This window comes from Pseudochrobactrum sp. AO18b (assembly GCF_000409565.1).
Lineage (GTDB): Bacteria > Pseudomonadota > Alphaproteobacteria > Rhizobiales > Rhizobiaceae > Pseudochrobactrum > Pseudochrobactrum saccharolyticum.
In genome coordinates this window covers 1-3,262 of the sequence record NZ_ANNO01000458.1, presented here as the reverse complement: position 1 = coordinate 3,262, position 3,262 = coordinate 1, and the positions used below count along the sequence as shown (strand labels likewise).

The 3,262-nt window shown below is 47.9% G+C and carries 5 protein-coding genes; all 5 read left to right on the top strand.

What is annotated here, in order from left to right; all coding sequences use genetic code 11:
* The coding region (locus tag A918_RS22230; protein WP_210162328.1) for a hypothetical protein at positions 1–507 on the top strand (507 nt) is incomplete at its 5' end.
* Between the two features lie 268 nt (positions 508–775).
* Positions 776–1,615 carry a methyltransferase gene (locus tag A918_RS0117195; RefSeq protein WP_022712250.1) on the top strand — a complete coding sequence of 280 codons (840 nt, stop codon included), beginning with the start codon at positions 776–778 and terminating at the stop codon, positions 1,613–1,615.
* A gap of 12 nt (positions 1,616–1,627) precedes the next feature.
* Positions 1,628–1,876 carry a hypothetical protein gene (locus A918_RS0117190; protein ID WP_022712249.1) on the top strand — a complete coding sequence of 83 codons (249 nt, stop codon included), beginning with the start codon at positions 1,628–1,630 and terminating at the stop codon, positions 1,874–1,876.
* Between the two features lie 158 nt (positions 1,877–2,034).
* A complete protein-coding gene (locus tag A918_RS0117185; RefSeq protein WP_245257354.1) occupies positions 2,035–2,526 on the top strand; it encodes a LexA family transcriptional regulator in 492 nt (163 codons plus the stop codon).
* Positions 2,527–2,531: 5 nt separating this feature from the next.
* The coding region (locus A918_RS0117180; RefSeq protein WP_022712247.1) for a Y-family DNA polymerase at positions 2,532–3,262 on the top strand (731 nt) is incomplete at its 3' end.

Here is a 3,262-nt window from a genome sequence, read left to right as displayed (position 1 = left end):
CGAACTCCACCGAACCCGCATAGCGGTTTCGTCCCTTCGGGTAACAATCCCTTACGGAAAAAATTCGGCCGGCTACGCAACTTTTTTATGAAGTGCCGCCATAGCTTCCCTTCTCAAACTCTCTTAAATGGATCTGTTTCACAGATTAAAGGCCAATATTTCATGACTGAATATGCTCCACTCATGCACAATTGCGCCCATTGCGGCACCGAAATGGAAAAGCAATATAGAACGTGTCGAAATTGTAAGTCAGTCTATAGTTTTATGCTTGGGCGATTTCTTATAATGGTTGTTATCGGTGGTATCTTTCTGATCAGCCCTTTCATTGCTTTTTGGCAAACATACCAAGCAGGTAAATTTGCCCTGACTGATATTCTGATTGTTCCTCTTTTATTCGCCGGTTCAATTTTTATTGCTTATAAAATGTTACGAAATTGCTTGCGCTTTGGCTGGCACAAACCAACTTCACCGTCAAAGCCTCTCAATCTTGAAAATCCTCATATGTAAGTAGGGGAACAAGGGGGCTTTGCCCCCTACCCCTCACAAGCAGGAAAATGGGGTTTCCCCGTGCTTCCGCATTCTCTTCAGCCGGCACGACCGGCTTTCGTTCTTTTGTGCAGCAACACCAGGCGCGTAAACGCTCTTGGTGTCCCTTCGGGCGGGTGATCCCCCTCCCCATTTTCCAACTTGCCACCCCTTACCCCCAGTCTCTCTTGCGACGCCGCAGGAGCAGAAACGGGGTTTCTGCCCTACGGGCAAAAAAGGGAAAAAAGAAATGGCAAAACTCACTAAAGCACAGTTGAAAGCTCACCGCGAAGCCGAAGCGATTTTGACAAAAGACCGCTTGAACGAAGATGAAAAATTATTCGTGCTGGATAACTGGCACGAAGGCGCAAATTTCACAAATGGCGCGTCTGGTGCGTTCTTTACTCCCGCAGACCTTGCAAGTGATTTTGCAATCGAAGCCGGTTCAGGCCGTATTATTGACTTGTGCGCAGGGATTGGAACTCTCAGCTATCATATCTATGACCGTCACCGTTATAACCCGCAACAAGTCGAAATTACGTGCGTAGAAATCAATCCGCGTTATGTTGAAATTGGTAAGAAAATTCTGCCTGAAGCCCGTTGGATTTGCGCAGACGTTTTTGATTGGCGCGAATGGTGGCTTAAAGACCTTAAAGGCGAATTGTTCGAGACAGCCGTTTCAAATCCCCCTTTTTCAAAGGTTCGCCGCTCAGGATCAGCCCCGCGCTATTCCGGTTCTGAATTTGAATTTCACGTCATTGATATAGCCGCAGAAATGGCAAAATACGGCACGTTTATTGTGCCGCAGCAATCAGCAAATTTCCGCTATTCCGGTGCGCATTATTTTGATTGGCGAAAGGAAGGCCGCGCCGTCGATTTTTGCAAAACGACCGGCTGGCAAATGAATGCTGGCATCGGAATAGATTGCTCTCTTTTCAAAGACCAATGGAAAGACACCACAATCATAACCGAGGTTGTGAATTTTGATTACGGCTTAGACCGTGAAGAACTCAAGGCCGAAATTCAAAACCGCGAGGCCATTTTAGCCAGTGTTCAGCCCTTCGCAGCCCAACAGCTAGCCCTCATTTAAGGAGCCTTCAAAATGGCAGCGTATGCAATCAGCCTTTTGAAAGGCTACCACATCACCGCAACCGAGAAGCGCCATATTTCCGAAGTGCTGGAAAGTGGCCAGAAATGCGGGGCAACAAGTAAAATGCGGCTCGAAATTTTGAGCCAGCATGATCAGATTTATGAAATCGCTATCCATACCCGCGAGCGCGATTCATTAAATCGCCTAGTGCCGCGCCGCAGTCTTGTAACCGTTAAGGCTGTGCCGCGCCCTGTAAAATAAAGATGAATTCAGTTAAGCGCGTTTTTCGCGCTTAACAAAAAGCCATAACAATCTTAGCCCGCATCGAGCGGGCTTCAATTGTACGGAAACCCCTAACCCGTTTCCGAACCATTCCCCGCCCGTTAACCTTGCCCCGCTTTGTCGGGGCAATCTTTTTTATGCTCATTGAAAATTGCGAATGTTCATTATATGTTCTTCTGATGCAATCTGAAGTAAGCACCATGATTTTAACACCAATCGCTAATCCCATTGACGGGAAAACCGTAAAACTATCGTCAATAGTTGTTCCAGCTGGCTTTCCCTCACCGGCCAGTGACGACCTTGAAGATGAAATTGACCCTATTGCTTGGATCGTGCGGCACCCAAGCGCTACATTTTGGTGGCGTGTTTCAGGGGATAGCCTCATTGATGAAGGCATTTATGATGGTGATATTATTGCCGTTGATCGTGCCGGTAAAGCGCGAGTAGGTCGTGTGGTTCTGGCCGTTGTGGACGGCTCAATTACCTTAAAAAAATTAGCCAAACGTGACGGGCAATATTGGCTCGACCCGAAATCTAAAGGCAATGGATTCCAGCCAATCCGTGTAAATGACCAAACCGAGATTTGGGGCGTAATAGCTGGCGTTGTGCGCCGTTATTCAGTGGAATAACAGCGATGGATAAACCCATCGCCCTCATTGACGGCAATAATTTTTATGTGTCTTGCGAGCGCGTTTTTCAACCGCATTTGCTCGGCAAGCCAGTTATCATCCTGTCAAACAATGATGGTTGTGCCGTTGCCCGTTCCGAAGAAGCCAAAGCCCTTGGTATCAAAATGGGCGCACCGCTCTTTAAAATCCGCGATCTGGTCAAAGAGCATGGCGTTAAAGTTTTATCGTCAAACTATACGCTTTACGGAGATATGAGCCGCCGTGTTGTCGATGCCGTTAGCCAGTTTTCGCCACACTATGAGATTTATTCCATTGATGAAAACTTTGTTGACCTATCGGGATTTGGTGAGCGGTATGAAGCCATTGCGGTTGAAATGCGTTCAACAGTTCGCCAGCTGACCGGCATTCCCAATTGTGTTGGCATCGGTAGCACAAAGACACTCGCCAAACTCGCCAATTTTGCCGCCAAAAAAAATCCAATTTTCGGCGGTGTCTGCGACTTTACAAAATCGGCTGTTTTGGCTTGGTGTCTCGACCGGATTCCGGTCGGGGAAGTGTGGGAAATTGGTCGCCAGACACAAATTAAACTGGCATCACAGGGAATAATGACCGCAGCCCAATTGCGCGACATGCCCCGCACTCTTGCCCGTCAACTCGGCACTGTTGTGCTAGAGCGCACAGTCGCCGAATTACAGGGCATTCGTTGCCTTGAAATTGAGGACGTGGCACCGCAGCG

Bases quoted from the DNA above. Each gene is read 5' to 3' on its own strand.
- A918_RS0117185 (WP_245257354.1), top strand. From the start codon at position 2,035: ATGCTCATTGAAAATTGCGAATGTTCATTATATGTTCTTCTGATGCAA.
- A918_RS0117190 (WP_022712249.1), top strand. From the start codon at position 1,628: ATGGCAGCGTATGCAATCAGCCTTTTGAAAGGCTACCACATCACCGCA.
- A918_RS0117195 (WP_022712250.1), top strand. From the start codon at position 776: ATGGCAAAACTCACTAAAGCACAGTTGAAAGCTCACCGCGAAGCCGAA.